The sequence below is a fragment of the Aestuariispira ectoiniformans genome, assembly GCF_025136295.1.
Lineage (GTDB): Bacteria > Pseudomonadota > Alphaproteobacteria > UBA8366 > Aestuariispiraceae > Aestuariispira_A > Aestuariispira_A ectoiniformans.
The window spans coordinates 828,892-853,016 of sequence record NZ_CP062788.1; the positions used below are offsets into that span (position 1 = coordinate 828,892).

Annotated in this window: 28 protein-coding genes; 15 read left to right on the plus strand and 13 right to left on the minus strand. The window is 58.8% G+C overall.

Annotated features, from left to right (window positions below; translation table 11 throughout):
* The first annotated feature begins 100 nt into the window (after window positions 1-100).
* Complete coding sequence (locus IF205_RS04150; RefSeq protein ID WP_259782033.1) at window positions 101-1,009, plus strand: LysR family transcriptional regulator; 909 nt, start codon at window positions 101-103, stop codon at window positions 1,007-1,009.
* On the opposite strand, the gene IF205_RS04155 is transcribed toward IF205_RS04150, so the two are convergent.
* Entirely contained in the window at window positions 1,006-1,836 is an 831-nt protein-coding gene (locus IF205_RS04155) for a 3'-5' exonuclease (RefSeq protein ID WP_259782034.1), read from the minus strand. The genes IF205_RS04150 and IF205_RS04155 overlap by 4 nt on opposite strands.
* 155 nt (window positions 1,837-1,991) lie before the next feature.
* On the opposite strand from IF205_RS04155, the gene IF205_RS04160 reads away from it, so the two are divergent.
* Both IF205_RS04160 and IF205_RS04165 read left to right on the plus strand, forming a co-directional pair.
* Entirely contained in the window at window positions 1,992-2,504 is a 513-nt protein-coding gene (locus tag IF205_RS04160; RefSeq protein WP_259783232.1) for a peptidylprolyl isomerase, read from the plus strand.
* A 70-nt stretch (window positions 2,505-2,574) separates the two neighbouring features.
* Window positions 2,575-2,967, plus strand: coding sequence for a GFA family protein (locus tag IF205_RS04165; RefSeq protein ID WP_259782035.1), 393 nt, complete (start codon window positions 2,575-2,577; stop codon window positions 2,965-2,967).
* Between the two features lie 134 nt (window positions 2,968-3,101).
* Here the strand turns inward: IF205_RS04165 and IF205_RS04170 are convergent, their stop codons facing one another.
* Window positions 3,102-3,791: a DUF8453 domain-containing protein gene (locus IF205_RS04170; protein ID WP_259782036.1), complete on the minus strand. Its 690-nt coding sequence runs from the start codon at window positions 3,789-3,791 to the stop codon at window positions 3,102-3,104.
* 95 nt (window positions 3,792-3,886) lie between these two features.
* Window positions 3,887-4,270, minus strand: a complete 384-nt coding sequence (locus IF205_RS04175) for a GFA family protein (RefSeq protein WP_259782037.1) — start codon at window positions 4,268-4,270, stop codon at window positions 3,887-3,889.
* A 192-nt stretch (window positions 4,271-4,462) separates the two neighbouring features.
* Between IF205_RS04175 and IF205_RS04180 the strand changes: the two genes are divergently transcribed.
* Window positions 4,463-4,864, plus strand: a complete 402-nt coding sequence (locus IF205_RS04180) for a DUF4168 domain-containing protein (RefSeq protein ID WP_259782038.1) — start codon at window positions 4,463-4,465, stop codon at window positions 4,862-4,864.
* Between the two features lie 84 nt (window positions 4,865-4,948).
* Here the strand turns inward: IF205_RS04180 and IF205_RS04185 are convergent, their stop codons facing one another.
* Window positions 4,949-5,425 carry a VOC family protein gene (locus IF205_RS04185; RefSeq protein ID WP_259782039.1) on the minus strand — a complete coding sequence of 159 codons (477 nt, stop codon included), beginning with the start codon at window positions 5,423-5,425 and terminating at the stop codon, window positions 4,949-4,951.
* A gap of 142 nt (window positions 5,426-5,567) precedes the next feature.
* On the opposite strand from IF205_RS04185, the gene IF205_RS04190 reads away from it, so the two are divergent.
* From IF205_RS04190 to IF205_RS04200, 3 genes are all read left to right on the plus strand, one after another.
* On the plus strand, window positions 5,568-6,032 hold the full coding sequence (locus IF205_RS04190; RefSeq protein WP_311195734.1) for a MarR family winged helix-turn-helix transcriptional regulator: 465 nt from the start codon (window positions 5,568-5,570) through the stop codon (window positions 6,030-6,032).
* A gap of 137 nt (window positions 6,033-6,169) precedes the next feature.
* Window positions 6,170-6,355 (plus strand): hypothetical protein, encoded by a 186-nt coding sequence (locus IF205_RS04195; protein WP_259782040.1) that lies wholly within the window; start codon window positions 6,170-6,172, stop codon window positions 6,353-6,355.
* Window positions 6,356-6,562: 207 nt separating this feature from the next.
* The gene (locus tag IF205_RS04200) at window positions 6,563-7,990 is read left to right on the plus strand and encodes a dicarboxylate/amino acid:cation symporter (protein WP_259782041.1); all 1,428 of its coding nucleotides are present in this window, start codon (window positions 6,563-6,565) and stop codon (window positions 7,988-7,990) included.
* A gap of 36 nt (window positions 7,991-8,026) precedes the next feature.
* Here the strand turns inward: IF205_RS04200 and IF205_RS04205 are convergent, their stop codons facing one another.
* The 6 genes from IF205_RS04205 to IF205_RS04230 are packed head-to-tail and all read right to left on the minus strand — an operon-like array spanning window position 8,027 to window position 13,909.
* Window positions 8,027-8,962: a 2-hydroxyacid dehydrogenase gene (locus IF205_RS04205; RefSeq protein WP_259782042.1), complete on the minus strand. Its 936-nt coding sequence runs from the start codon at window positions 8,960-8,962 to the stop codon at window positions 8,027-8,029.
* A gap of 20 nt (window positions 8,963-8,982) precedes the next feature.
* Window positions 8,983-10,110 carry an alpha/beta hydrolase gene (locus tag IF205_RS04210; protein ID WP_259782043.1) on the minus strand — a complete coding sequence of 376 codons (1,128 nt, stop codon included), beginning with the start codon at window positions 10,108-10,110 and terminating at the stop codon, window positions 8,983-8,985.
* Between the two features lie 24 nt (window positions 10,111-10,134).
* Window positions 10,135-11,136, minus strand: coding sequence for an SDR family NAD(P)-dependent oxidoreductase (locus IF205_RS04215; RefSeq protein WP_259782044.1), 1,002 nt, complete (start codon window positions 11,134-11,136; stop codon window positions 10,135-10,137).
* A 13-nt stretch (window positions 11,137-11,149) separates the two neighbouring features.
* Complete coding sequence (locus IF205_RS04220) at window positions 11,150-12,190, minus strand: nucleotidyltransferase family protein (protein ID WP_259782045.1); 1,041 nt, start codon at window positions 12,188-12,190, stop codon at window positions 11,150-11,152.
* A gap of 20 nt (window positions 12,191-12,210) precedes the next feature.
* Entirely contained in the window at window positions 12,211-12,783 is a 573-nt protein-coding gene (locus IF205_RS04225) for an LbetaH domain-containing protein (RefSeq protein WP_259782046.1), read from the minus strand.
* 4 nt (window positions 12,784-12,787) lie between these two features.
* Entirely contained in the window at window positions 12,788-13,909 is a 1,122-nt protein-coding gene (locus IF205_RS04230) for a DegT/DnrJ/EryC1/StrS family aminotransferase (protein ID WP_259782047.1), read from the minus strand.
* Window positions 13,910-14,094: 185 nt separating this feature from the next.
* Between IF205_RS04230 and IF205_RS04235 the strand changes: the two genes are divergently transcribed.
* From IF205_RS04235 to IF205_RS04250, 4 genes are all read left to right on the plus strand, one after another.
* On the plus strand, window positions 14,095-14,931 hold the full coding sequence (locus IF205_RS04235; protein WP_259782048.1) for an OmpA family protein: 837 nt from the start codon (window positions 14,095-14,097) through the stop codon (window positions 14,929-14,931).
* Window positions 14,932-15,131: 200 nt separating this feature from the next.
* On the plus strand, window positions 15,132-15,524 hold the full coding sequence (gene apaG / locus IF205_RS04240; protein ID WP_259782049.1) for a Co2+/Mg2+ efflux facilitator ApaG/CorD: 393 nt from the start codon (window positions 15,132-15,134) through the stop codon (window positions 15,522-15,524).
* 66 nt (window positions 15,525-15,590) lie between these two features.
* Window positions 15,591-16,208 (plus strand): GTP cyclohydrolase I FolE, encoded by a 618-nt coding sequence (gene folE, locus IF205_RS04245; RefSeq protein WP_259782050.1) that lies wholly within the window; start codon window positions 15,591-15,593, stop codon window positions 16,206-16,208.
* A 169-nt stretch (window positions 16,209-16,377) separates the two neighbouring features.
* The gene (locus IF205_RS04250; protein ID WP_259782051.1) at window positions 16,378-17,790 is read left to right on the plus strand and encodes a TrkH family potassium uptake protein; all 1,413 of its coding nucleotides are present in this window, start codon (window positions 16,378-16,380) and stop codon (window positions 17,788-17,790) included.
* Between the two features lie 82 nt (window positions 17,791-17,872).
* On the opposite strand, the gene IF205_RS04255 is transcribed toward IF205_RS04250, so the two are convergent.
* A complete protein-coding gene (locus tag IF205_RS04255; RefSeq protein ID WP_259782052.1) occupies window positions 17,873-18,859 on the minus strand; it encodes an oxidoreductase in 987 nt (328 codons plus the stop codon).
* Between the two features lie 92 nt (window positions 18,860-18,951).
* On the opposite strand from IF205_RS04255, the gene IF205_RS04260 reads away from it, so the two are divergent.
* Window positions 18,952-19,923 (plus strand): AraC family transcriptional regulator, encoded by a 972-nt coding sequence (locus tag IF205_RS04260; RefSeq protein ID WP_259782053.1) that lies wholly within the window; start codon window positions 18,952-18,954, stop codon window positions 19,921-19,923.
* A 42-nt stretch (window positions 19,924-19,965) separates the two neighbouring features.
* Here IF205_RS04260 and IF205_RS04265 read toward each other — a convergent pair whose 3' ends face one another.
* Together IF205_RS04265 and IF205_RS04270 are read right to left on the minus strand one after the other, a co-directional pair.
* On the minus strand, window positions 19,966-21,006 hold the full coding sequence (locus tag IF205_RS04265) for a class I SAM-dependent methyltransferase (protein WP_259782054.1): 1,041 nt from the start codon (window positions 21,004-21,006) through the stop codon (window positions 19,966-19,968).
* A 54-nt stretch (window positions 21,007-21,060) separates the two neighbouring features.
* A complete protein-coding gene (locus tag IF205_RS04270) occupies window positions 21,061-21,558 on the minus strand; it encodes a methyltransferase family protein (RefSeq protein WP_259782055.1) in 498 nt (165 codons plus the stop codon).
* A gap of 247 nt (window positions 21,559-21,805) precedes the next feature.
* On the opposite strand from IF205_RS04270, the gene IF205_RS04275 reads away from it, so the two are divergent.
* The 3 genes from IF205_RS04275 to IF205_RS04285 all read left to right on the plus strand — a co-directional run bounded on the left by IF205_RS04275 (window position 21,806) and on the right by IF205_RS04285 (window position 24,107).
* Window positions 21,806-22,297 carry an Lrp/AsnC family transcriptional regulator gene (locus IF205_RS04275; protein WP_259782056.1) on the plus strand — a complete coding sequence of 164 codons (492 nt, stop codon included), beginning with the start codon at window positions 21,806-21,808 and terminating at the stop codon, window positions 22,295-22,297.
* A gap of 185 nt (window positions 22,298-22,482) precedes the next feature.
* Window positions 22,483-23,628, plus strand: a complete 1,146-nt coding sequence (locus IF205_RS04280) for a glycine cleavage T C-terminal barrel domain-containing protein (protein WP_259782057.1) — start codon at window positions 22,483-22,485, stop codon at window positions 23,626-23,628.
* Between the two features lie 29 nt (window positions 23,629-23,657).
* Window positions 23,658-24,107 (plus strand): OsmC family protein, encoded by a 450-nt coding sequence (locus IF205_RS04285; RefSeq protein ID WP_259782058.1) that lies wholly within the window; start codon window positions 23,658-23,660, stop codon window positions 24,105-24,107.
* Window positions 24,108-24,125 lie beyond the last annotated feature (18 nt).

Consider the following 24,125-nt stretch of genomic DNA (forward strand, 5'->3'; position numbering starts at 1 on the left):
CCCGATCCTCAAGCTGGGTTATTTTTCTCCTGCGCAGAATGCCGGTATGGCGGGGTCAGTTAAAGATTGAAAATGCTGGGCCACTGCATAACATCAAGTTATGAAAACCCTGTGTGATCTTCAGCCCCTGATGAATGCCCTGGCCGCCTTTGAATGTGCGGGCCGTCACGGCAGCTTTACCAGGGCATCAAAGGAACTTGGCACCTCGCAACCGGCTGTCAGCCGCCATATCGCCAATCTGGAGGATCACCTGAACAGCGCATTATTCGAGCGCCATCATAACAGAATTGAATTAACGCCTGCGGGGCGGCGCCTCTATGATGCAGTCAATCTGGGGCTCAGCCATATCCAGGCGGTGTTTCAGGAAATCCGGCGGACCCGTCAGGATCGGGCGCTCAGCATCGGTTGCAGTTATGACCTGGCCCATCTTTATGTGATGCCGCGTTTTGCCGCCCTGCAGGATGCCTTCGAGGATCGCGAAATCCGCATTGTGACAACCAATTCCTATCGTGAACTGGACCGGGCGGATGTGGATTATTCAATCCGTTTCGGGACCGGGCACTGGCCGGGCATGGCGGCGGTGAAACTGTTCGATGAGGTGGTTTTCCCGATCTGCTCACCCGCCTTTCTGGATGGGCATCCGGCGTTGAAATCGGATGGGGGCTGGCATGCGTTGCCGGAAATGCCGCTGTTGCATCTGGACGAGGGCGGGCAGGGCTGGCTCACCTGGGAAGACTGGCTGACCCGTATGGGGCTGCCTTCTGGGCGGGGAAGAAGCAGCCATAAGTCCATGCTGCGCCATTACACCTTCCTGCTGCAGGCGGTGACCGAAGGGCGCGGTGTCGGCCTCGGCTGGGGCACGCAGATTGGCCCGGCGCTGGAAGCCGGGCAGGTGGTGCGGGTCGGCCCGGAAATCCGCACCGGCCGCGGTTACTATCTGGTCTGCGGGGAAAGGCGCGGCGACAGTCCGGAGACGGCTGTGCTGCAGACCGTTCTGGCGGCGGGCTAAAACGCCGACATGGTGCCACCGGAGGCGTCCTGCCAGGCCTTCAGGAAGTTCTGATAGGCGGGGGTCTCTGCCGCGCGTTCCTCGATCTCGCCCAGCAGAAGAAGACGGCTGTGGTTGTAGCCGTCCACATCGGTGATGCCCGCGTGCAGCGCATAGCGCAGATAAACCAGGAAGGTGTTCAGCACATCCGTTTCGCAATAGTCACGGATATCCTTGATCTTGCCCGCGTCGAACAATTCCATCACGTCGCCGCCGTCGGTGCCGGTCTTGCCCGGCAGGCCCCAGGCCGCACAAACCTCGTTCAGCTTCAGTCGCGCCGATGCGCCATAGTCCGACAGGACCTCCAGCAGGTCGCAATGCCAGTCCTTGGCATAACGCTGCTGGTAGTTCTCCCATTTATTGGCGCCCTTGTGCAGCCACTCGCCGGAGATGCCGTATTTCATCGCGCGATATTTCAGCACCGGCATGTCAAAGCCCCGGCCATTGAAACTGACCAGGCGCGGCAGGTGGCGGCCGCAATAATGGAAAAAGCCTTTGATCAACTCCTGCTCGTCGGATTCCTCTGTTCCGCCAGAGCGGATTTCCTCGATCTGATAGGCCTCATAGGGGCCGTCGCGCAGGATGCTGGCGCGCAGGAAGCTGATCGCCACGACGCGGTGGAAACACTGGCGCGGAAAGGCATTGCGACCGGCGGTCACCTCCAGGTGATAGTCCTCCAGCGCCTTGCGGCGGGTGGGGATATCCTCATCCGTCACACCGGTCAGAAGCGGGACTGCATCGGTGTCGGGAATGGTCTCAATATCGAAGACAAAAATCTGGTCGAGCATGAAAAGAGACTAGCCTGAGTCGGGAAAGGGGTGCAATTGCCGTGTCACTTGGGTAATCTGCGGCCCGCTATACAGACCATTCAAGACTTGGGAAAGGGATTCTCATGGCCTTCTTTTCTTCGCGGTTACTCCGTTCCGTTGCCCTGGTGGCAGGCATGACCTTGTCCGCCGGCGGTGCGGCACAGGCGCAGGACCTGGAAAACACGCTTTATATGGAACTCAAGGATGGGCGTGTCGTTATCGAACTGCGTCCGGATCTGGCACCCAACCACGTGGCCCGGATCAAGGAACTGACGCGGGAAGGCTTTTACGACGGGGTCGTCTTCCACCGTGTGATCGCCGGTTTCATGGCGCAGACCGGTGACCCGACCGGCACCGGCATGGGCGGCTCCGACAAGCCGGACCTGAAGGCGGAATTCACCCGCGAACCGCATAAACGCGGCACGCTTTCCATGGCGCGCACCGCAGACCCGAACAGCGCCAACAGCCAGTTCTTCATCTGCTTCCAGGATGCCCCGCATCTGGACGGCCAGTATACCGTCTGGGGTCAGGTGGTCGACGGCATGGAATATGTCGACATGATCAAGAAAGGCTCTCCCGGCAGCGGCGCGGTTGATGATCCGGACAAGATCATCTCCCTGAAAGTTGCCTCGGACGTGGAAGGTTAAGTCAGGACGGGGAGGCTGCGGCCTCCCCGTTTTTCTTTGACAGCAAAGGATGTTGCAGGGGAGGGGAAGCATGGAACATTTCACGGGAGGGTGCCTTTGCGGGGCCGTCCGCCTCACGGCGACAGGACAGCCCTATCGCGTCGGGCTTTGCCACTGCCTTGATTGCCGCAAGCATCACGGGGCGCTGTTTCATGCCTCTGCGATCTTCCCGGAGGCGGCGGTAACTGTGGAGGGCGAAACCGGCGACTATGCCGGGCGGCATTTCTGCCCGCGCTGCGGCTCTTCCGTCTATTCGCAAACAGATGACGAGATCGAGGTCAATCTGGGCTCGCTCGACGCCCCCGACCAACTGGCCCCCAGCTACGAACTCTGGACCATCCGCCGCGAAAGCTGGCTGCCACCCTTCCCCCTAAAACACCACTACGACCGCGACCGCGACGACACAGGCCGGTCGGAGGACTAGGGCAGTCCCAAACCATCCTCCGCTCATTCCCGCGAAGGCGGGGGTGACGATCTATTGAGGCCTTCCAACAAACAACGGCAATCTCGTGCTCGATACAGGGAACTGCGGTTAGGCTGACGGGTGGGGCTTAACCTCTATTGATGTTTCTTGTTGGGCTTTATTGGCTTTCCGGCTGCAAAGGTTCGGAAGGATTCCGCTATCTCCGTGGTGTCTAATACGTCTGAACAAACAATGGTATGCTTACTTATTTTCCCCAGGTGTTTTTCTATTGTCCTGGCTATATCAATGAGTTGGTCGCCGCTTGGCTTGGAGAAAATACCGCGTAAACCGGAGAACTGAGATATATCGATATTTTGAACTGATTGATGTTCCTTTCCATCTAGACCCTTATAACTGATCTTAACCTTAAAGGGTTTAAGCATTTCGTGACTGCTATTCTCATTTCCCTGAACCAAAACGTACCCAATTCCAAAGAGTGACACTAATCGCTCGCCTTGTGGGAGAACCGAAAGTGCCGCGCGGTTCTCATGATTACGAAGCAGCACATTGTGCTGTTCAAAATCGTCTTCGTTGCATTCAAATTTGAAGTTAACCTCTCTCGCTGGCCCTTGGCCAATATTGGCAATAATAAAATCTATACCGCCGCTGCCATTGGGTGTCGGAGTAAGATATGCTACAATCTCAGGTTCAGTTCCTGCTTTCCGTAGAAGTCTGTTTTCCTTTGCCAAGTAAAAGCTTAGAAATGCAATCGCGACTGTCGCAATGGCGGTGATGCCAGCCGAGTATTGGTTCAGGTATTGGAGAAACTCTGTAATTTTATCCACCGAGGTTGTCCTTTCCCCTTACAAAATATTAGCAACCTCATAAAAAGGCGCTAATGTAAGCGATGCTTTATTCCAAAAGCCCTTAATCGTCTCCGTCAATACTTCTCAATCTGTGGCTTGCCATCCCCGATGTCGTAATAGTCGCCCTTGTCTTTGACGAAGATGTGTTTTTCGACCGTCATGCCGGTGGGGCTGTCGAGGCATCCGGCGGCGATGCCGATGCCGTCCTCGTCATTCATGCGGTAGAAGAGGCTGGAGCCGCAGAATTTGCAGAAGCCGCGTTTGGCGTAGTCGGAGGAGGCATACCATTCGAGCCCCTCTTCGCTGGTGAAATGAAGCTTGTCAAAGGGCGCATGGGTGGCGGCCCAGAGATGGCCGCTTGTCCGGCGGCATTGGCTGCAGTGACAGACCGTCACCGATTTGCGGGCGTCTTCCACTTCGAAACTGACCTTGCCGCAGTCACAGCGTCCTTTGAGCATATTCATTTCCCCTTGGCTGCCAAATAACGCCAAAGACGATACACCCCGATTTACCCTGCGCAAAGATAGGCAAAAAATAATTTGATTTTGGAACTTTCGCCGCATCTGCCCGTCGATTGAGTAAGCGGGCTTGTCGTGCAGAGCCCATTTTGAGTGTCACAGCAGGTATCGACAGATGCCGGAAGGATTTCCATGACTGACTTACGTATAACTTTTCTGCGCCCGCCGTTTCTCGTTCTGGCCGCACTTGGCGTCGCGATTGCTCTGATCGTTGCGGGGCCGATGGCGAAGGCCCAGACACAACCAACGGCGCCGTCGGCGCCACAGACTATTCCTGACGATAAATTGCAGGCCTTTGCCGTGGCGAGCCTTGATGTTCAGCAGATTGCGAAATCATATCAGGAACAGGTGAAGGCCACGGAAAGCACCGAAAAGCAGGAGGCCCTGAAGCAACAGCGGATGGAAGAGATGATTTCGGCGGTCCAGGCCGCAGGTTTGCAGGTGGCGGAGTATAATGCCATCCAGCAGGCCTATTCCCAGGACAAGCAGCTTCGGGCGCTGGTCGACAACTATATTGAACAAATACAGAAATGACCTGGCGAGCATGGCATCTGGATAACAAAGCCCCCGCATAAGGCGGGGGCTTTGATTTTCAGGCGGTAGAAACCGGCGTTAGGCTTACCCGCATTCCATCATGACGGATTTGGCCCGTTCGATGATTTCCTCTTCGCTAAAGTTCTTTTGCGGGGTGGCAATGGACCAGCTATGGCCGAAGGGGTCCTTGACCACAGCGTAACGGTCGCCCCAGAACATGTCGTCCGGTGCCGCGACCTCAACGGCCCCGGCGTCGATGGCGCGGTCAAAGGCGCTGTCCGTGTCTTCCACGATCAGGTGCAACGTGACGGGGGAGCCGCCCAGTGCCTGGGGAGAGACGGCACCCATTTCCGGAAAGGCGTCCATCACGATGACGGTGGACCCGTTGATCCACAGGCAGGCGTGCATCAGTCTCCCGTCGGGTGCCGGTATGCGCATCATTTCTTCTGCACCGAAGGCTTTCTTGTAGAAATCAACGGCGGCGGCGGCACCCTCGCAGACCAGATGAGGCGAAAGGCTGTGCATACATCTGGCCGGGGCGGCGTTTTCATGTTTACTCATATGCAGTCTCCTTATAGGACGGCCTGAAGGACGTGGTATCGTCCCTGTTCGGAATTCGTTTTGTCGCAGGGCCATGCAATCATGGGTAGATTTCATGGCGGCAAATTTTGTATAACTTGATAAATACGTTGATGTCAACATAATGGTAGGTATGACAGAAGAAGCCACTCTTCCCTATGGGGTGACGATCGAGGTGCGGGACGCCTGCCTGTGCCTGCACCTACAGCGGGCGGCGCGGGCCATGGCGCGTTATTTCGACGACCTGTTGAGGCCGTTTGAACTGACCAACGGGCAGTTTTCCCTGCTGATGTCCTTGAACCGGCCGGAACCGCCAGCCATCAGCAGCGTGGCAACACTGCTTGCCATGGACCGGACAACCCTGACCGCCAACCTGAAGCCGTTACAACGGCGCGGTCTGTTGACGGTTGCGCCGGATAAAAAGGATAAACGCACACGGCGATTGCTCCTGACTGACGAAGGGCGGGACCTGCTGGCGCGTGCGGTGCCGGTCTGGCGTGAGGCCCATGCGGCCCTGGAAAAATCATTACCCGACAGGAATGCCGATGACCTGCGCGCAGACCTGCTTGCGTTGTCTGTGGACAGGTAGATCGCCTTCTAATTGTATTTTCCCTGGCGCATGTGTTTTCGATTTGTTAACCTCTGTCCGATACCAATGAGGTTTCACAGGTCCGAGGCAGAAAGCACGGACGGAAAAAGGAGCGGTCAGAAAGACCAGATGAAGTCATGAGTGATGTTGCCGTAGCAAGCGCCGCCGTCAGTGCCATGAACCGTCAGGGAATGTCCCTGGCGAGTTTGAAGCAGATGCTGAAGGGTGAGCAGCAGATCGCCGACATGGTCGCGGAAGTGACCGACAATGCGCCGAAGCTGAACAGCAGCGGGCGCGGCCAGTTGGTGAATACTTACGCGTAAAGACGTCCGGTTGGGCCGTCGTTTGAAGACGCGATAATCCTGTGATTTAGGGATTTTTCAGCCTCCGTGGAAACGGGGGCTTTCGGTGTTTCTGAAACGGTTTTGTTTGTTCCCGATGCGTTATCCGGGATGACCCAAATCATCCACGCCTCTTGCGTGCTGTGATACCCTTCCGGGCAAATCGTCGATTAGAACAGGTTTGCGCCAATGCCCACCGATGCACCCCAACACCCTTTGCAGGCTTTGCACCCGCGTTCGCTGAAGCATATGAGCGACCGGCTGACCATCCTCATGCGTGGTCGGTTGTGGCTGCAGGTACTGGTCGGGCTTGTGTTGGGAATTGGGGCGGGGCTTGTGATGGGCCCAACCGCGGGGTGGCTCTCACCCCAGACCACGGCGGTGTTGAGCAGTTGGGTGGCGCTGCCGGGTCATCTGTTCCTGGCGCTGATCCAGATGATTGTCATGCCGCTGGTCTTTGCCTCCATCATCCGTGGGCTGGCGGCGTCGGAAAGTGCTGACCAGCTACGCAGCATGGGGCTGCGCGTTGTTGCCTATTTCATTACCACCACGACCATGGCCATTGTGATCGGCCTGGCGCTGGCGCTTGTGATCAAGCCCGGCCTCTATATCGACAGCAGTCTGCTGACCGCGACCCTGGGCCAGGAAATCCCGGCGGCGGAGGCGGCCCAGGGCTTGCCCGCCCTCAAGGATGTGCCGCAGATGCTGTTGGGGGTCCTGCCGACCAACCCGCTGAATTCCATGGCGGACAGCGATATGCTGCGCGTGGTGATCTTTGCCGTCGTGGTCGGGCTGGCGCTGGTGCTGATGCCGGCCGCACAGGCAAAGGCGCTGCTCGACCTGCTGGGATCGCTGCAAGGGGTCTGTATGACGGTGGTGCGCTGGGCCATGTTTCTGGCCCCGCTTGCGGTTTTCGGCCTGATCGCGCAGCTGACGGCGCGCACCGGGCTGGAGGCACTGGTCGGCATGGGGGTTTATGTGCTGACCGTGCTGGCGGGGCTGCTGCTGTTGTTCTGTGCCTACCTGCTCATCGTGACGCTGGTGGCGCGCTATAACCCGATCACCTTCATACGCGGCATCAGGGAACTGATGCTGCTGGCCTTTTCCACCTCCAGCTCTGCCGCGGTGATGCCGCTGTCGATCCGCACGGCGGAGGAAAAACTGAAGGTCCGCCCTTCCATCAGCCAGTTCATCGTGCCGATCGGGGCGACCATCAATATGGACGGCACTGCGCTTTATCAGGGCGTGGCCGCGATATTCCTGACGCAGGTTTTCGGGATCGATGTGGGCATGGACGGGCTGTTGCTGATTGTAGTGACCTCGGTGGGCGCGTCTATCGGCGCGCCGTCAACGCCGGGCGTGGGCATTATCATCCTCGCGACCGTGCTGAGCACGGTGGGGGTCCCATCCTCCGGAATCGCCCTGATCCTGGGCGTCGACCGTATCCTGGACATGAGCCGCACGACGCTGAATGTGACCGGGGATATGGTGGCATCCCTGGTCATGAACCGCTGGGTCGGCGGCGAGCGGCCCCTGCGCATGGAACTGGCGGCGGAGGCGCGGCGCGAGGAAATCCGCGACCGCACCGATCAGGATACGTTGGTCAATCACAAGTAAGCGGGCGGCTTCTGCCCAAATACAGACGTCGCCGCTCTAATATCCGGCCTTGCGGTCCACCAGTCCGGGCAGGTCTTCGGCCTTTTCACCACTCATCAGGCGTTTGAGGTTCTGCTCCACCACGGGCAGGGCGGTTGAGATGCGGGTCACGCTGGCAATATGCGGCGTCACCGTCACGCGAGGATGCGTCCAATAAGGGTGATCGGCGGGCAGGGGTTCTTCCCGGAAGACGTCCAGTGTGGCCCCGGCGATATGGCCGCTGTCCAAGGCCGCGATCAGGTCCTCATCGACGATCAGCTCCCCCCGGCCCGCGTTGATGATGCAGGCCCCTTCGGGCATGGCATTCAGGGTCGTGCTGTCGATCAGGTTTTCGGTTTCCGGCGTGCGTGGCAAAAGGCAGATCAGGATTTCCACCTGTTCCAGCAGGTCGAACAACCCGTCGTCACCGTGATGGCAGGTCACCCCGTCGAGGGTCTTGGGGCGGCGGCTCCAGCCATGGACCTGAAAGCCGAGATCGGCCATCCGTTTTGCCGCATCCGATCCCAATACGCCCAGTCCAAGCACGCCCACCTTGCGCTCGCTTGCCAGCGGCGGGGTGCGAGGCTGCCAGTTGCCTTGCTGTTGTTGCAGGTCGAATTCATGGGCCAGCATGTGATAGCGTTGCGCATGCATGGTGACATATTCGGTCATGCCGCCGGTCAGGCCCGGGTCGATCATACGCAGGATGGGGACGGTCGGGTCCAGGTCCTTGTCGCAGGTGATATGTTCGATCCCCGCCCAGAGCGACTGCACGGCCTTCAGGTTGGGAAGCGACGGCAAGACGCCCAGCGGCGGATGGGCGACAATGGCATAGTCGATCTCTGTCAGGTCACCGGCGTCGGGCCAGACGCGCAGGTCAATCCCGGAAAGGCTGCGCAGGGCCTCCGCCCAATCGTCGACGGACTCGGATGTGCTGCAAAGCAAGACGGCCATGGTTTCCTCTCCCCCTTCGCTTAATCTTTCAGAATTTTCAGAATTTGTTCAATGGACCAGTCGGATATCTTGTGTTCCGCATGGGTCTCGTCCAGAAGGACCTGGAAATGACCACCCGCATTCACCTTGGTGACGGCGTCGGCCACGTCCTTTTCGTAGAGTTTGCCATAGCGGTTGCGATAGCAGCAGCGGTCATAGCGGTTGAATATCTGGGTATAGCTCCGCTCCGCGCCGCTGGCGGCTGCCACGAAGGCATCCAGATAGTTGGTGGTCTGCAACAGGGGCGGATAATAATGCACCCGTGGCCGCTCGTTACCGAAGGCATGGGGGCGCACATACATCGGATAGACGCCCGCAATGGAAATGGTTTTCGTCAGCCTCGTATCGGCGGCGGCGGTCAGGGTCGCCACCCAGCCCCCGGCAGAGAAACCGATCAGGTCGACCTCCTTCACATCACCCTGCTTGAGAAGGTAATTGTTGGCTGCGAAAACCGGCTGCAGATAGATACGCAGCGCATGGTCGATGAAATCCATCTGGGCGTCAAAGCCCAGCGAGATCGGGCCGAAGCGGTCATGAGTGAACTGTGACGGGAACTGCTCCCCATAGCCCGGGAAGTTATGGGCGACAACGCCGTAGCCTTGCTTGAGCAATTGACGGATCAGTTTGGTCTGAGCGCCGATATTGCTGGCATAGCCGTTGTTATATTGCACGGCGCGCCCGTTCCAGTTCTTCGGGCGGAAATGGAAATAGACGGCGCGATAGTTGGGGGTGCCCGGCAGCTCGATTTCCGTTTCCAGCCGCTCCACCAGCGCCAGGTCCTGCCCCGTGGCGATACCGTAGGGGTCGGTTTCCACCTGTTTCACCACCGGCAGGCTTGTCATCAGGGTCCGCGCATCGCGGAAATAAAGGGCGGCCAGCCTGGCGCGGCGTTCCGCGACCGCCTGTTGGCTGGTCAGCGAGATCAGTTTGCTGGCGTCAACCTTGGCGATGGCGGGGGGAATTTCGTCAAAGACATATTTGTTGTCCGCCTTCATCCGTTTGTACCAGATCCGGCCCGGCGGATAGTAATGGGTATAGGCATATCCGGCGTAGGCAAGGCCGCCCAATACGACAAGGGTCAGCAGGGCAAAGGCAAGCAGACGTTTCATGGATGAAGACTTTCCGGCAGGTGGTCAGGTCGCGTAATCCGTATCGCGGCGCAGCTTACCCTGCGTGATCTGCTTTTGCCACCAGGCAATTGTCTGTTCCAGTCCCTTTGCCAGAGATGTTTCGGGCCGCCAGCCGGTGGCTGTCGTCAGGCGGCTGTGGTCGGCCTGCAGAAGCCGCACTTCCGACTTGGAGGGGCGCTGGCGCCGACTGTCGGTGACGACCGGCTTGTCACCGCCGCATTGCTTGCGGATTTCGTCCAGCACATCCCCGATATTCACCGTATGGCCGGTGCCTGCGTTATAGGGGCGGCCAAAGTCGATGCCCTCTGCCCCTGCCAGGGCAAGGAAGGCCCCGGCGGTATCGGTGACGAAGGTAAAATCCCGTTTTGGCGTCAGGTCGCCGATCCGGATTTCCGCGCAATCCGGGTCCAGGGCCTGACGGATAATGGTCGGGATCACCGCCCGTTCGCTTTGCCGGGGGCCATAGGTATTGAAAGGCCGCAGGATCGCCACCGGCAGGTCGAAGCTGCGCGCGAAGGATTCCGCCATCATGTCCGCGCCGATCTTGCTGGCCGAATAGGGCGACTGCCCCTGCAGGGGGTGGTCCTCGGTGATCGGCGAGAATTGCGCCGTGCCATAGACCTCGCTGGTGGAGGTATGCACCACGCGGGCGATGCCCCAATGGCGGGCGGCCTCCAGAATATTCAGGGTGCCCTGGATGTTCACATCCACATAGGACTGTGGCGCGGCATAGGAATAGGGGATGGCAATCAGGGCGGCCAGATGCAGGATGATATCCTGGCCCTGTGCCTCACGCAGGATGAAGCCACTGTCGCGGATATCGCCCCGGACAATTTTGACCTCCCGGCGGATATCGTCCTCCAGGTCGTCCAGCCAGCCGTTGGTGCCGAAAGAGTTATAGGCGGCCAGTGCGGTGACCTGCGCGCCTGCCTTCACGGCGGCCTCGGTTACATGGCTGCCGATAAAGCCGTCCGCGCCGGTGATGAATATCTTGCGGTTCTGCATGCTGCCTGTCCTGCTAGCGTTGGATGTCGATCCCGGCGGCCTGCAGGTCGGCGGGGCGGCCGATATCGCGCCAGTATTCGTGGATGGGGAACAGGCCGATCTTCTTGCCTGCGGCGGCGGCCTGATTCAGAAGGTCCGGCATGTCGATGGATTGTTTCTCCGGCACCATTTCGAGGATTTCGGGGGCCAGATAGTAAATGCCCGCGGCGACGAAATGGGTCAGCACCGGCTTTTCCTCGATGTTGTCCAGCGTACCGTCCTCCTGCTGGCGGATGATGCCAAAGGGGATTTCCGTGTCATGCACGGTAACTCCGATGGTGGCGTCATAGCCATGGGCATCGTGGAAATCCTTGAGCGCCTGATAGTTGGTGTCGGTCAGGACGTCACCGTTGATCACAAGGATGGGCGCGTCCGGCACCTTCGGCAGCAGGCCAAGCGCACCGGCAGTGCCCAGCTTTTCCCTTTCGTGGATCAGTTCCAGGTCGATGTCGCCCTGCCATTGGCTGGCAAATTGCTCGAACTGTTCCGACAGGTAGTGCACGGACAGATAGGCATGGGCGATATTGGCCGCTTCCAACCCGTCCAGAATATGCGACAGGATTGGCCGGTCACCCAGTTTGACCAGCGGTTTGGGTACGGTTGCCGTCAGTGGGGCCAGGCGTTTGCCGTAACCGCCCGCCATGATCATGCAATGCCGGATTTCATTGCCCGCACCTTCCTGCCAGATCGCCAGAGCCTTCAGGCGGTGGCTCTCATCCACAAGAGGCAGGAATTCAAAGGCCCGCAAACGCCTTTTGGGAATTTTGCCGCCGAAGGGAACGGTCTTGAAGTCGGTGAACATACAGGCGCTGATCGGGTTGTCGATCGTATTGCCCGCCAGGATGCCGCGCCGGATATCGCCGTCGGTAACCGTGCCCTGGATCACGCCCTGATCGTCACAAACCACCATGAAGACATGCGGGGCCAGCCCGTTCATCCGTTCCAGCACCTCGCGGATGCTGGCCTCCGGATTACAGCAATGGCGCTTTATATCGGTTTCGACGAGGTGTGACATGCCGTTCAGTCCGCTGTTTCCTATGTGTCTGCCGCCAGACGTTTACCGGCGCTGACCATGCCCTGGTCGGGAACCTCGGCACCGGGCAGGATGATGGCCCCTGCGCCGATCATCGCGCAACGGCCAATCCGGCATCCGCCCAGGACAATCGCACCCGGTGCGATATGCGCGCCGTCGCCGATTATACAGTCATGTTCGATGATTGCGCCGGTATTGATGATTGCGCCCATGCCGATCTTTGCCGCGGCCTGAATGGAAACCCCCATCATGATGGTGCTGCCGGTGCCGATATCGGCGGACCCGGCGATGATGGCATGGGGGCTTACGATTGGCGGTGCGGTGTGGCCTTGTTGTTGATGATAGTCCAGAAGGTCCAGCCGACGGGTCAGGCCTTCCGGCGTTACCCCGCCCAGGCCAAGCGCCACAAAGGAACCCGCAGGGATTTCCGTATCCTTGTCACCGCCCAGATAGGTCCAGGGGGAACCGGGCGTTTTTTCAAGCGCCAGGTAACCGGCAATGGTCTGCCCGCGCAGCGCCAGCATATCCGCCACGGCCTTGGCATGGCCGCCGCCTCCGATCAAAATCCATCGCATATCGTCACCCTTCCTTGGCCTTGGCGTGAACTTTGACAGCGTCAATAACCCGTGTCTGGTCGCCATGGTTCAACCCCGTACTGCTGGGCAGGCTGACCACCGTCCCGGAAAGTGCGGCGGCGGCACCTGTTAAAACTCTAGTATAGCGCGAATAGGGTTGCTGATTGCTTAAGGCGGTCCAGAAGGGGCGGGCCGTGATGTGATGATCCTCCAGATGACGGACAAGGGCATCGGCGTCGTCGCGGTGGGGCAGGCGGATACAGGCCATCCAGCCGTTGCCGACGGTCCCGAGGCGAAGGGGTTGAATTTCTACACCGGGCAGCGCGGCCAGCTCCCTGTTATACCGGCTCCATATTTCCTGCCGCCGGGAGAGCGTCTGGTCAAAGCGGTCCAGTTGCGCGATGCCGATGGCGGCGTTGACCGCGGCCATGCGGCAGTTGTAGCCGACGGCGTCATAATGATAGTCCGCCCCGACGCGCGCCTGCCTGCCCAGATGCCTGGCCTGCTCTGCAAGATGTTCATCATCGGTCAGGATCGCGCCGCCCGCCCCGGTGGTCATGATCTTGTTGCCGTTGAAACTGACAATGGCGGCATGGGCGAGGCTGCCTGCGGGCCTTCCATCCCATGTGGTGCCAAGCGCGCCTGCCGCATCCTCGATCAGCAGGACCCCATGCCGGTCGGCGATCGCTTTCAGGGTGCTGAAATCAGCCGTGCCGTTGGGCGGGTCGACGGCAATTATGGCCTTGATACCGTGGTCGGGCTGGCTGAGGCAGTCCTCAACCAGGGCACAATCGAGACCCCAATAGCTGTCCACATCCAGAAAGACGGGCTCCGCACCTGCATGAATCACCGCGTTGGCTGTTGCGGCAAAGGTCCAGTCGGGCAGGATGATCTTGTCGCCCGGCCCGATCCCGGCGGCAATCAACAGAAGATGCAGGGCGGCGGTGCCGCTGGCGGTGCTGACCGCATGGCTGACGCCACAGCGCCGGGCGAGGGCGCTTTCAAAGCGTTCCACGAAGGGGCCGGCGGAAGAGACCCAGTTTTCCAAAAGGCATTGGTCCACCATCCGGCGCTCTTCTTCGCCGATATCGGGTTCCAAAAGGGGAATTCTGGTCTGCTCGCTCAAACGCGGTTTGCTCCTCCGGCACGGGTGATCCGGCTATAATATCAATATTTCTCAACCCTTTAAGGAAATACTGCAGCCGGGCATCGCGGGAAAGGGCTGTGGACACATTTTTTCCCTCTTTCCTGCATATTCCCGGCTTGATCTGTTGGGACACTCCTGCCTGTGCTTATGAACAGGAGGGTGTTGTGAGGATTGGACATCATTATCGTAAACTGGTTTGTCTGGCGGTTCTGACCTTGCCGTTGGGGGCCTGTCTGACGACGGATTTGAAAGATGTAGAGACGGCGCAGGCGACAGGCAGTGCCTTTGACAAGGCGCTGACCGAGGAATACCGCCGTCTGGCGCTGTTTGAATCGAAACAGATGTATGACTGGCCGGATGCCAGGACTTTTGCGCGCAAGGGCCTTGCGGCAGCGGCAGGTAAACGCCCCTTGCCCGAACGGGCGGCTGACTGGGATTTGGCCTATGGTCGGCAGCGGTTGGACGATGCGCGTAAACGCCTGTCCGCCCTGATGGCGCGCGGCGCGGCGGAAACCCATCCCCGGCAGGCAGCCAAGGCGCAGGCGGCTTATGACTGCTGGATGGAACAGTTGGAGGAAGGCTGGCAGATGGATCACATCGCCGCCTGTCATGACGCCTTCCAGACGGCGGTGTTGCGGTTGGAGCGGCAGTTGAGCGATCCCTATCGGATATCCTTTGCCTTTAACGATTACCAGTTGAATTCCGCCGATCAGGCGATTGTTCGCCAACTGGGGCAGGAGGCGATGCGCCGGGATGCACCGGTGGCCTCCGTCGTTGGCTATGCCGATCGCAGCGGCCGACCGGAATATAATATGGCGCTGTCGTTGAAACGAGCGGATGCGGTTCGCGATCAACTGATTGCCGCCGGTCTGCCGGGTGACCGGATTGCCGTCAGCGCCTATGGAGAGGACCGTCCGCTTCTGGCGACGGCGGACAGCGTTCCTGCCGGGTTGAACCGGCGGGTGGAGGTATTATTCTACCCGGCGGGTGACGACGGCTAAGGCCGCGCTGACGCAGGGTTTTTCGCTTTGCCGGGCAAAAGGCGCATAATCAATTATAGTGGACGCGCATATGGGAAACCCCATATTAGTGATGTGCCATTGTCCCGGCGAATGGCGATTGGCCGCTTGCCATTTCGTCTACCGTTGGTTAGGGAGCAGGGAGGTTTTTGCAATCGAGCCCGAAAGAGACGTTAGTCCCGATGTATGAGGAAACCACAAACGGCGTAAAGGTCATCGTCGAACCGATCTATCTGGAAGACCAGTCGTCCCCGGAAGACGGCCATTACGTCTGGGCGTATAATGTCCGCATCGAAAACCACGGTGATTTTCAGGTGCAGCTAATCAACCGTCACTGGATGATCACCGATGCCATGGGGCGCAATCAGGAAGTGCGCGGGCCGGGCGTGGTTGGTGAACAACCGGTCTTGAAACCGGGTGACAGCTTCGAATATACCAGCGGAACCCCGCTGACGACGCCGTCCGGCTTCATGGGCGGCGAATATGAGATGGAAACGGCTGACGGTGGGCGGTTCGAGGTGCAGATCCCGACCTTTTCCCTGGACAGCCCACACCAGCCGCAACAACTGCATTGATGGGTGGGTCGTGAATGTCCTTCGGGGCCATGCGGCAAGAGACGAAAGCTAAGGAAAGAGCGTGTTATGAGCAAGGATAACCAAAACCCTGGCGGTGTTTCGCGGGATGAGGCTGAAGCCGCCGTACGGGTCCTGCTGCGTTGGGCGGGCGACGATCCCGATCGTGAGGGCCTGCTTGATACGCCGGGCCGCGTCGTGCGTGCCTTCGAAGAATATTTTGCCGGTTATGCCGAAGATCCGGACAAGATGCTGACCCGGACCTTCGAGGAAACCGACGGCTATGACGAAATGGTTGTCCTGAAGGACATTACCTTTGAAAGTCATTGCGAACATCACCTGGCGCCGATCCTGGGTAAGGTCCATGTGGCTTATATGCCGGACCAGCGCGTTGTCGGCATCTCCAAACTGGCCCGCGTCGTGGAAATCTATGCCAAGCGTCTTCAGATCCAGGAAAAGATGACGGCCCAGATCGCCAATGCCATCACCACGGCCCTGCAACCGAAGGGCGTTGCGGTGATCGTCAACGCACAGCACCAGTGCATGACCTGCCGTGGCGTTCACAAACCGGGCGTGGATATGGTGACCAGCTATATGACCGGCCTGTTCCGCGACGACCCGCGCACGCGCGGCGAATTCCTGTCGCTGGTGGGTGGCCGCAAGCAGATGAAGCCGCATAATATCTGACCGAATAAACCTTGCCTGACCTTGTTCAGGATATGCTATCGTCTGGGCCGCTTTTTGCGGCCCAGCGCATTTCAGATGACTGACGGGGCCGTTCGGCGGGAACGATCAGGGATAAAAGTGGGGTAGTCGGCCGTTGTTGGACTTTCGACCGATTTTTTTTGTGCTGGGAATGCTTCTGAGCATGTTGTCGGTGGCGATGATGCTGCCTGCGCTGGTCGATGCGGCTGTCTATGATGCGGATTGGGAAGTCTTTACCATGTCCGCGGGCTTTACCCTTTTTGTCGGGATAACCCTGATCCTGACGACGCGAACCAACGCCAACCTGCTGAATGTGCGGCAGGCGTTCATCCTGACCGCCCTGTCCTGGGTGGTGCTTTCCGGTTTTGGCGCTTTACCCCTGATGTTTTCGGATTTGCAGCTCAGCTATACCGATGCCTATTTCGAGGCGATGTCGGCGCTGTCGACGACCGGGTCCACCGTGATCGTCGGTCTGGACAATGCGCCGCCCGGTATTCTTCTCTGGCGGTCCATCCTGCAATGGCTGGGCGGGATCGGTGTCGTTGTGATGGCGGTCTCCGTCCTGCCGATCCTTCAGGTGGGGGGCATGCAGATCTTCCGCATGGAATTTGCGGAGCGGATTGAAAAGGCCTTGCCCCGCGCCGCGCAGATCGGTGCCTGGATCAGTATCATCTATGTCACGCTGACGGCGGCCTGCGCCCTGCTTTATGTCTGGGCGGGTATGTCCGGCTTCGATGCGGTCAATCATGCCATGACCACCGTGGCGACCGGTGGCCATTCGACCCATGATGCCTCGCTTGGCGTGTTCGATGATCCCTGGATCGAGATCATCGCCACGGCCTTCATGATCCTGGGCTCCTTGCCCTTCCTGCTGTATTTCCAGGCCGTCCGCGGGGACTGGCGTCCACTGGTCAGCGACAATCAGGTCCGCGGCTTTTTTGTCATCCTGGGGGCAGCCACCCTGCTGGTCATGATCAATGTGATGCAGCAGCACGACCTGTCCATGTGGCTGGCTCTGCGTCACGCGGTTTTCAACGTCACCTCGATCATGACGGGGACCGGCTATGCCACGACCGACTACAGCGCCTGGGGAACCTTCGCCAATCCGCTGTTTTTCGTGGTGATGTTTATCGGGGGCTGCGCCGGGTCGACTACCTGCGGGATCAAGATTTTCCGCGTGCAGGTCCTGTTCGAGACAACCCTGGTACAGTTGAAACGCCTGCTGCGCCCGCATGGCGTCTTCATTGCCTATTACAACCGCAAGCCGATCCCGGAAAGCGTGTCGGAATCCGTGATGGCCTTCTTCTTCCTGTTCGGGGTGATCTTCGCCATTCTGGCGACTGTTCTGGGGGTGCTGGGCCTGGATTTCATCACAGCGACCAGTTCGGCGGCAACCGCGCTTGCCAATGTGGGGCCGGGGCTGGGGCCGATTGTCGGGCCGTCGGGCAATTTTGCCTCACTGCCGGATGCCGCGAAATGGGTCATGGCGGTCGGTATGCTGTTGGGGCGGCTGGAGATTTTCACCGTTCTGGTGTTGCTGACGCCGACCTTCTGGAAAAACTGAAAAGCATAAGGGACCGCACAAGCGGTCCCTTTACCGGGGCTTGGCGGTTTAGTGACTGCCGTGTTGTCTTCGCCTGGCTGGCCTATGCGGCGCTCGCCGCGACCGTGATGCCTGTCATTTCTTCGCTGAGGCGCCAGAGACGGTCGGCGAGGGCCGGGTCACGCGCCCAGGGACGTACACCGCTGAGGGTGGCGGAATCGGCTTCTTCGGCGACGGCGATATTGCAATCCTCGCAATAGACCCCGCCTTTGTTGTCAAGCTGGGGGCTGACCGCACACCAGAGGGTGGTGGCCGCACCCTGGGCGATGGTCTTCATCCCTTTCTCAGGATCGACGATTGATTGGCCGTCGGCAGCGCGAAAGCCGGACGCCTCGATTTCAGCCTCGGACATATGGCGGCTGATATTGGTGTCCAGAATTCCACCCGGATGGACTGAAACGGCCCGGATACCCCGGTCCGCCCCACGCCGGTCGAGCGCGACGGCAAACAGTGCATTGGCGGTTTTTGACTGGCCATAGGCCTCCCATCGGTCATAGGGCCGGTTTTTGAAGTTTGGATCGTCAAAATCGACCTGGCCGCGCCTATGGGCTCGCGAGGACATTGCGATCACTCGGGCGCCATGGGCCTTGGTCAAGGCTGTCCACAATCCGGCGGTCAATTGAAAATGGCCGAGATGGTTGGTCGCAAAATGCGCTTCGAAGCCGCGCGCGTCACGGGTGAGAGGGCAGGCCATCACCGCAGCATTGTTGATCAGCAGATGCAATGCCGCGCCGCCCGCGACTATGCGGTCGCAAAATGCGCCCACCGATGCCGGGTCCATCAGGTCCATCTCTTCGATCTCGATTGCCGGAAATGGCATCAGGGCCTTGCGTGCTTTTTCCAGGTTGCGGGCCGGTACGATTACCCTGGCACCGGCCTCCGACAGAAGGCGGGCGGCCTCCAGGCCAATCCCGGAATAACCGCCGGTCACGATGGCAAGCTTGCCACCAAGGTCATGTCCGGCGATCACATCGGCGGCAGTCGAGGCCGCGCCAAACTCACTTTCCAAAGGTGCCTGTCGGGTATTCATTTAGTCCTCCATGCTGATGATGGCCCTTTATACAGGCATGAAACCGGACTATTAATACGTATCAGTCCGCAATATCTTGGTGATCGTACGAAATGACAAGTGACCCTCTCTCCGATACCCTGACCCTGGTCGAAGCGGTTGCTGTGACCTCAGGCGGGCTGCGTGCCGGCGGGGTCTGGGCTTTGCGCTTTCCTGCTACCGACAGGTTGAAATTCATCGCCGCCATCAAGGGCGAATGCCTGCTGCAATTTGACGGGGAGACTGCGCCGCAGGTCATGGGTGAAGGCGATGTTGTCCTTTTGAACTGCCCCCCGGGCTTTGTCCTTGCCAGTGATCTTTCGGCCCCTGTGCAGAAGGCAGGTGACTATGGTCCCGCCATGCGTGTCGACAATGTTGCGACAATCGGTGATGGCTCGGTATTTTATGCCGTTGGCGGCCACATTGACTTGAACGACGCCGGTAAGGGGCTGCTGCTTGATGTGCTGCCACGCAGTCTCCATGTTCACAGCGATGCCCGTGAGGCCGTCACGATTGCCTGGCTTCTTGAACAGTTGGTGCAGGAAAAAAGTCTGAATAGGGCCGGGGGGCGCCTGACCTGCGCCCAACTGGCCCAACTGATATTCGTGCAAATCCTGCGCGCCCATCTCGACCGGGGCGAGGCCCTGCCACTTGGCTGGTTGCGTGGTCTGGCCGATCCCAAGATCGGCCATGCCCTGCAGCTTATTCACGAAAACCCCGCCCGGAGCTGGCAGCTTGCCGAATTGGCGCGCGCCGTCGGTATGTCCCGCACCAGCTTCGCCGCCCGTTTTCGTGCGGTGGTCGGTGTGGCGCCACTGGGGTATCTTCGCACATGGCGGATGCGCCTGGCCGAACGGGCATTGCGTGACGGTCGGGACAGTATCGCGGAAATCGCCTTGTCGCTGGGCTATACATCGGAAAGTGCTTTCAGCACCGCCTTCAAGCAAGTGATCGGGCTGGCACCACGCAATTATCGCAGCTCTCATCAGCCCGTCCACGCATCCCGGGTGGCTTCCCATGACATCGAAACAGGGGTGCCGCTTTAGGCTTTTGGCATCGCTTCTGAAATCGCGTTATCTTCCACCTTTTCAGACCGGTTTTTCGAGCACCCACAGCGTGGAGAAGAAAGCCCGTTCCTTTTCTTTCATTCGCAATCCCGTCTCGTGGAACAGCCCGTCTATGTCGTCACGGATATAGCTGCGGTAATAGGGCTCGTGGAAGGCATAGGGGAAACGGTCCAGCAGCGCATCATAGGGCGCATGGTCGCCCAACTGGATTGAATCCATGAATATCAACCGCCCGCCGGGACGCAGAACCCGCGCCATTTCCCGGGCGACCTTGCGCCGGATGGTCTCGGGCAGTTCGTGGAACAGATAGATGCAGGTGACGATATCCACGCTTTCATCGGCCAGGGGAATGTCTTCTGCGTTGGCGTGAAGGAAATCGACATGCTCCGCCTTGGCAAGCTGGCGTTCCGCATGGTGCAGATAGTCCGGGCTCAGGTCCAGTCCGATCATCGCCAGATTGGGCCAGTTGTGCCAGATGCTGCGCAGGTAACAGCCTGTCCCGCAGGCAACGTCCAGCAGGACAGGCGTGGGCCTTGTCCGGTCGATCAGGGCCTGTCGGATGGCAGGCAAGGTCTGTCGGCGCATGGCGTCCGCCCCGCCGGTAAACAGCACCTCCACCTGATAGTCGTAGAGGTCGGCGGAATGGTCGCTGAGATAGCCGTCCGACTGGAAGTGGAAGTTCTGGGTGTAATAGTCGGGATACCCGGCGGCCTCCTCTTCCTGCAGTTTGATCGGGCTGCGGCCCCGGCGGCGCTGGTTGATCGCAGGCAGGTCGCGCAGGAACTGGAGAGACTGTTTCGCCACATGCAGCGGGTTCGGGATCAGGTCTTCCGGTGCCTTGTAAAGGTCCTGGTCGATATTTTGCCAGTCCTGCAGCAGCAGTTGGTTCAGGTCCTGGCGGATCGCGGCCCACCCCGGCATGCTGCCGGGTTCCGGGATCGGTGCATCCAAAGGCGGGGCGAGCAACTGGGCCAGCGCATACTGGCTGCCGAACCAGTTGATGCGCGCCTGCTGGCTGACGTCATAGAGAGCCTTGCCGACGGCCTGTCCAAGAGATCGCATGCCATCCTCCTGTCCTGTTTGTCTAACGATAACAGAATTCAGGTGATTTGCGTATCAAAGCCAGCGCCGGACCTTCTGTTTATAGGCACGGTAACTGTCGGCGAATTTGGCCTCCAGATAGGCTTCTTCGCGCTTGATCACGCCAAAATGCATGACAAACAACACTGGCACGGCCATGACCAGAATCCACAGACTGTTCAACGCCAGCGAAATGCCGACGAGGGCAACCGTCATGCCCAGATAGATCGGGTTTCTGGATAAGGCAAAGATGCCGTTTGTCACTACGGCCGTACTGGGTTTCATCGAGTCCACGGTCGTTTTTGCCCGACGAAACTGAATAAAAGCCGTCATGATCACGATGGCCGCCAGTGCAATCAGGCCGATGCCTGTCACCAGCCCGTGTTCGGCCGTTATAAGCCTGTCCGGAATATTCCAGGGCATAGCCATATGCATGATCACCGCCATGATCACGGCGGTACCGTAGATATAGGGTGGCCGCGTAACATTGTCGGGACGGTCTACACTTAAAACATCGCTTTGTTTATCAGTCATAATGCCCCCGCCATCTTGATTGATGTTTCATATAATATGATAGGGTGGCGGAGGAAATTCAATTAATGCGAGAAATTTTCTCTCTGACGATAGGGATTCCGGGAATTATACTGGTGACAGACCTGGCAGATGTCCACGAATGGATTGCGCATCGTCACGGTCGATATGTGATAAAGTGCCAGTCCGGGTAGAAGAGTTTCTTTGTCCTGGCGAAAGGTCCCGAAGCGGGGGTGAAGGCGGAAGCAGAATGAGGAAGATTGCACTCGATGCCGCGGATATCCGCATCCTGTCTGCCGTGCAGCAGAACGGACAGCTCAGCAAAACCCGGTTGTCCGAACTTGTGAACCTTTCCGCGACGCCATGTTGGGCGCGTTTCAACAGGTTGAAGAATGCCGGTCTTATCCGTGGATACCATGGGGAAATCGCCCTGAATAAAATCACGGACTTCGTGACGGTCATCGTGACGGTTTCGCTTAAGGAACACCGCAAATCGGATTTTGACCGTTTTGAAAATCATATCCGTCAACTGGACCAGATTGTTGAATGCATCGCGACGGGCGGCGGTATGGATTATGTCCTGAAGGTAGTCTCGCCCAATCTGTCCGTTTTTCAGGACGTGATGGACGACCTTCTGGCGGAGGAATTCCAGATTGCCCGTTACATGACATACATTGTCACCCGGGAGATCAAATCGGCCCAGCCCAACCTTGCCCGGCTGGTGGCAGACCCTGAAAACTGAACCGGCGCGGACCCAGATGACACGGGTTGGACCAAACGGTCCGACTACAGAGGATTTTTGGGCCATTCGGTCTGCGGAAGCACCAATTTTGGTCCGCTTTGCAATCTCCGGTTCGGCTATCATTCGCCCGACTTCGGAAGAGTTCGTGTGGTGTCTTGAACACCCTGCCGGGAAAGGTAACCAGAATGGCACAAACAGACGACTTCGGCTTTGGCACACAGATCAGGAAATCCCCCTATTTTGACGCAACGGTTCGTTGGGGGGCGACGGCATTTTCCGTCTACAACCACATGTATATTCCCCGTGCTTTTGGCGATCCGGAACAGAATTTCTGGAACCTCGTGAATGAGGCGATCCTTTGTGATGTCGCTGCGGAACGGCAGGTGGAAATCACCGGGCCGGATGCCGCGAAATTCGTGCAGAAGCTGACGCCGCGCGATCTGTCGAATATGGCCGTAGGGCAGTGCAAATACATCCTGATCACCAATACGGAAGGCGGCATTCTGAACGACCCGATCCTTCTTCGTCTGGCCGAAAACCACTTCTGGATCTCGCTGGCGGACAGCGACGTCCTGTTGTGGGCGCAGGGCGTTGCGGTTCATTCCGGAATGGATATCGAAATTCGCGAGCCTGATGTCTCGCCGCTGCAGTTGCAGGGGCCGAAATCGGGCGAGGTGATGAAGGCGCTGTTCGGCGATAAGATCATGGACCTGCGTTACTACTGGCTGCGCGAGGTTGAATTGGACGGTATCCCCCTGATTGTCTCCCGGACCGGCTGGTCCAGCGAACTGGGGTATGAGCTGTATCTGCGTGACGGTGCCTGTGGCGATGTGCTGTGGGAAAAAATCATGGCTGCCGGTGCGCCCTATGGACTGAAACCCGGCCATACCTCGTCGATCCGCCGGATTGAAGGCGGGATGCTCTCCTACCATGCTGATGCCGACATCCACACCAACCCCTACGAGCTTGGGATGGATCGCCTGGTAAGCCCGGATATGGAGGCGGATTTTATCGGAAAGATTGCGCTGCGGCGCATCCGTGACAAGGGCGTCAAACGCAAACAGGTCGGGCTGCGCCTCGACTGTGCCCCGCTCAAAGGGCCGAACACGTCATTCTGGCCGATCACCAAGGGCAGGGATACCGTCGGCAAGGTAACCTCCGCGGTCTATTCGCCGCGACTGGAACAGAATATTGCGCTTGCCATGGTGTCGGCAGAAGATGCCGAAATCGGTACTGAGTTGAACGTTGAGACCGTGTTTGGTCCCGCCCGGGCCGTTGTCGTAGAAAAGCCGTTTTTCGATCCCAAAAAGAAGATTGCGATAGCGGCGTAACCATAACCCCATCATGCGAGGCGACTGTGATGTCTGATCTTAAGGTTGAACTTGACTGGACGCGTTCCGAGCCGGATTTTCGCCCCGGCCAGTATTCCAACGCCCATACCGTGCGGTTTACCGAGGACATCACGCTGGACGTGGATGTGGCCCCGGACTGGGGTGGCGATGCGGCGAATACCAACCCTGAACAGGCTTTGGCGGCTGCGTTGTCCAGTTGCCATATGATGACCTTTCTGGCGCTTGCCGCCAAAGCCGGTTGGCCGGTGGCAAGCTTTCAGGATCATGCAATTGCCCATCTGGGAAAAAACCACAAAGGCCAGACGACGGTGACCCGGATAGACCTGCATCCCGTCGTCCGGTTTGATAAAGGCTTCACTGTTGCGACAGAGGAACTGGACAAAATGCAGGATCGTGCGCATCGTTACTGCTTTATAGCCAATGCCTTATCGGAAAATGTCGAAGTCAACATTCTCTAATATGACGGGAAGGGATTA

Coding starts and splice junctions, on each gene's coding strand:
- IF205_RS04155 (WP_259782034.1), bottom strand. CDS start 1,836: ATGCTCGACCAGATTTTTGTCTTCGATATTGAGACCATTCCCGACACC.
- IF205_RS04225 (WP_259782046.1), bottom strand. CDS start 12,783: ATGCGATGGATTTTGATCGGAGGCGGCGGCCATGCCAAGGCCGTGGCG.
- IF205_RS04175 (WP_259782037.1), bottom strand. CDS start 4,270: ATGCTCAAAGGACGCTGTGACTGCGGCAAGGTCAGTTTCGAAGTGGAA.
- apaG (WP_259782049.1), top strand. CDS start 15,132: ATGTATGAGGAAACCACAAACGGCGTAAAGGTCATCGTCGAACCGATC.
- IF205_RS04150 (WP_259782033.1), top strand. CDS start 101: ATGAAAACCCTGTGTGATCTTCAGCCCCTGATGAATGCCCTGGCCGCC.
- IF205_RS04265 (WP_259782054.1), bottom strand. CDS start 21,006: ATGCGATCTCTTGGACAGGCCGTCGGCAAGGCTCTCTATGACGTCAGC.
- IF205_RS04215 (WP_259782044.1), bottom strand. CDS start 11,136: ATGCAGAACCGCAAGATATTCATCACCGGCGCGGACGGCTTTATCGGC.
- IF205_RS04185 (WP_259782039.1), bottom strand. CDS start 5,425: ATGAGTAAACATGAAAACGCCGCCCCGGCCAGATGTATGCACAGCCTT.
- IF205_RS04205 (WP_259782042.1), bottom strand. CDS start 8,962: ATGGCCGTCTTGCTTTGCAGCACATCCGAGTCCGTCGACGATTGGGCG.
- IF205_RS04270 (WP_259782055.1), bottom strand. CDS start 21,558: ATGACTGATAAACAAAGCGATGTTTTAAGTGTAGACCGTCCCGACAAT.
- IF205_RS04190 (WP_311195734.1), top strand. CDS start 5,568: ATGGTAGGTATGACAGAAGAAGCCACTCTTCCCTATGGGGTGACGATC.
- IF205_RS04220 (WP_259782045.1), bottom strand. CDS start 12,190: ATGTCACACCTCGTCGAAACCGATATAAAGCGCCATTGCTGTAATCCG.
- IF205_RS04280 (WP_259782057.1), top strand. CDS start 22,483: ATGGCACAAACAGACGACTTCGGCTTTGGCACACAGATCAGGAAATCC.
- IF205_RS04180 (WP_259782038.1), top strand. CDS start 4,463: ATGACTGACTTACGTATAACTTTTCTGCGCCCGCCGTTTCTCGTTCTG.
- IF205_RS04160 (WP_259783232.1), top strand. CDS start 1,992: ATGACCTTGTCCGCCGGCGGTGCGGCACAGGCGCAGGACCTGGAAAAC.
- folE (WP_259782050.1), top strand. CDS start 15,591: ATGAGCAAGGATAACCAAAACCCTGGCGGTGTTTCGCGGGATGAGGCT.
- IF205_RS04285 (WP_259782058.1), top strand. CDS start 23,658: ATGTCTGATCTTAAGGTTGAACTTGACTGGACGCGTTCCGAGCCGGAT.
- IF205_RS04275 (WP_259782056.1), top strand. CDS start 21,806: ATGAGGAAGATTGCACTCGATGCCGCGGATATCCGCATCCTGTCTGCC.
- IF205_RS04195 (WP_259782040.1), top strand. CDS start 6,170: ATGAGTGATGTTGCCGTAGCAAGCGCCGCCGTCAGTGCCATGAACCGT.
- IF205_RS04260 (WP_259782053.1), top strand. CDS start 18,952: ATGACAAGTGACCCTCTCTCCGATACCCTGACCCTGGTCGAAGCGGTT.
- IF205_RS04255 (WP_259782052.1), bottom strand. CDS start 18,859: ATGAATACCCGACAGGCACCTTTGGAAAGTGAGTTTGGCGCGGCCTCG.
- IF205_RS04250 (WP_259782051.1), top strand. CDS start 16,378: ATGCTTCTGAGCATGTTGTCGGTGGCGATGATGCTGCCTGCGCTGGTC.
- IF205_RS04200 (WP_259782041.1), top strand. CDS start 6,563: ATGCCCACCGATGCACCCCAACACCCTTTGCAGGCTTTGCACCCGCGT.
- IF205_RS04165 (WP_259782035.1), top strand. CDS start 2,575: ATGGAACATTTCACGGGAGGGTGCCTTTGCGGGGCCGTCCGCCTCACG.
- IF205_RS04210 (WP_259782043.1), bottom strand. CDS start 10,110: ATGAAACGTCTGCTTGCCTTTGCCCTGCTGACCCTTGTCGTATTGGGC.